Source organism: Pseudolactococcus reticulitermitis, assembly GCF_002260845.1.
Classification (GTDB): Bacteria; Bacillota; Bacilli; order Lactobacillales; family Streptococcaceae; genus Pseudolactococcus; species Pseudolactococcus reticulitermitis.
The window spans coordinates 1-1,598 of record NZ_BEDT01000020.1 but is presented as its reverse complement, the minus strand read 5'-3'; the positions used below and the strand labels follow the sequence as shown (position 1 = coordinate 1,598).

Annotated in this window: 4 protein-coding genes and 1 pseudogene; all 5 read right to left on the bottom strand. The window is 35.2% G+C overall.

Annotated elements, in window-relative coordinates:
- Positions 1 to 345, bottom strand: a pseudogene (locus tag RsY01_RS10800) (terminase large subunit); the annotation flags it as partial.
- An 84-nt stretch (positions 346 to 429) separates the two neighbouring features.
- Positions 430 to 597 (bottom strand): hypothetical protein, encoded by a 168-nt coding sequence (locus RsY01_RS10985; RefSeq protein WP_157905830.1) that lies wholly within the window; start codon positions 595 to 597, stop codon positions 430 to 432.
- Entirely contained in the window at positions 594 to 701 is a 108-nt protein-coding gene (locus RsY01_RS10795; protein ID WP_238594987.1) for a DUF5049 domain-containing protein, read from the bottom strand. Before RsY01_RS10795 ends, RsY01_RS10985 begins: the two co-directional genes overlap by 4 nt.
- Positions 674 to 982 carry a DUF6900 domain-containing protein gene (locus RsY01_RS10790; RefSeq protein WP_094785532.1) on the bottom strand — a complete coding sequence of 103 codons (309 nt, stop codon included), beginning with the start codon at positions 980 to 982 and terminating at the stop codon, positions 674 to 676. The genes RsY01_RS10795 and RsY01_RS10790 overlap by 28 nt, the downstream gene beginning before the upstream one ends.
- A gap of 143 nt (positions 983 to 1,125) precedes the next feature.
- Complete coding sequence (locus tag RsY01_RS10785) at positions 1,126 to 1,377, bottom strand: hypothetical protein (protein WP_094785531.1); 252 nt, start codon at positions 1,375 to 1,377, stop codon at positions 1,126 to 1,128.
- Positions 1,378 to 1,598: the final 221 nt, after the last annotated feature.

Genomic DNA, 1,598 nt, shown 5'->3' with positions numbered 1-1,598 from the left:
CTGTTGTCTATCAGCTGCACAACCGTAAACTTCCGCGCGTTGTTCATTATCACCACACGTGAGCAATAAGGCTAGTGCTGCCGCAAGTTCAGATTTCCCCATCTTCTTAGGAATTTCGATATAGGCTATATTGAATTGGCGATAGCCATTTGGTTTGACAATACCAAATAAATCACGAATAATCTGTTCTTGCCAGTCTATCAATTCAAATGGTTTTCCTGCCCATGTTCCTTTGGTATGACTCAAGCATTCAATAAAATCAACCGCATAATCAGCGAGTTTCTCATCATATTTGGAATTCTTAGCTTTAAACTTGGTTGGCTTATACTTCTTCAATTTCCGCAAATGAGAACCTCTTTTTCCAAATAAGTAAAAACAGCCTTTTAAAGCTGTCTTTACTTATTTTTTCCTACCCATAATGTCTTGTTTCTAGTTTTCAATGAATGATAAATCTTTAAACGAGTCGGGAAACCATTTTCTGTATTGTTCCTTAACTTCATCCAGTGTTTTATTGCTTACAGTATTTATTTTCCCTTGATATCTATCAATTACATCAATACCGTGCTTATCTTCTTTAGAGTAGCCTTCTTCTTTCATTGATTCTCTCCAGTCATAATGAAATTCAAATACTGTAATTTGTTCTCTTCAATGAAAATGACGAGATCGCAATAATTCAAATCGTTCGCAAGGTTCTGAACCATTGGCACATCAAACATATTTGTTTTTCCTGTTTTTCTAATGGCCATAATCTTTTTTTTTTGATTTCTTTGTTAAATTCGATAATCCTCCCCTCTTCCTTTTGAACTTCTTTCAGTCCTTCTTCATAAGCCTCCTCAATCATCTTCTTAATGCTCCAAACTGAAACATCTAGAAAATCTTCTGTATCATTGTTTCGAGTTTCTAAATCGCCTCTTTCTCTAAGTTCGCGCAACTGATTGGCTGCAATGTTATAAATCGTGTTCTTGCTTAGTTTTTTTGCCATGGTCTTAGGCTCCTTTATTCTTTGTACCCTATATATCACTCTAAAGGCCTTTAAAGTCAAGTCTTAGCTCCTATTACTGTCGCTACTTTTATGATTTATCTACCACGCCAAAAACAGCCTTTTCAAGCTGTCTTTATTATTGTTTATTCCATCATGTCAGCGATAAATCGTACAACTTCTGGCTTATCACTATTTATTCGAAGCAGATTGACTAGGCCACTCCAGCTACAATAACCTTCTTCAATGCTATGCTCGTTATCTGGAAAGTAAACTTCAACATCTAGAGAATTCTCTCCATTATTGTCAGAGGGGGCTAAAATGTTTCGATCTTCAACTTCTCGTCTATGTTCCTTCATGATGTTGTCAATCATATCATTGCTCAGTTGCTTTGCCATGGTCTTAGGCTCCTTTATTCTTTGTACCCTATATATCACTCTAAAGCACTCTAAAGTCAAGTCTTATCAACCATTATTATCAGTAATTCTTATATTTTTAAATACTGAAAAAGCCCCTTTTAGAAGGCTTTAAAAATTTCTTAAAATATATTTGTTAAATTTTGACCACATAGTCTTCCCCAAAAACAACATTCAAGTTTGAATCATTGTCCCAATGCACC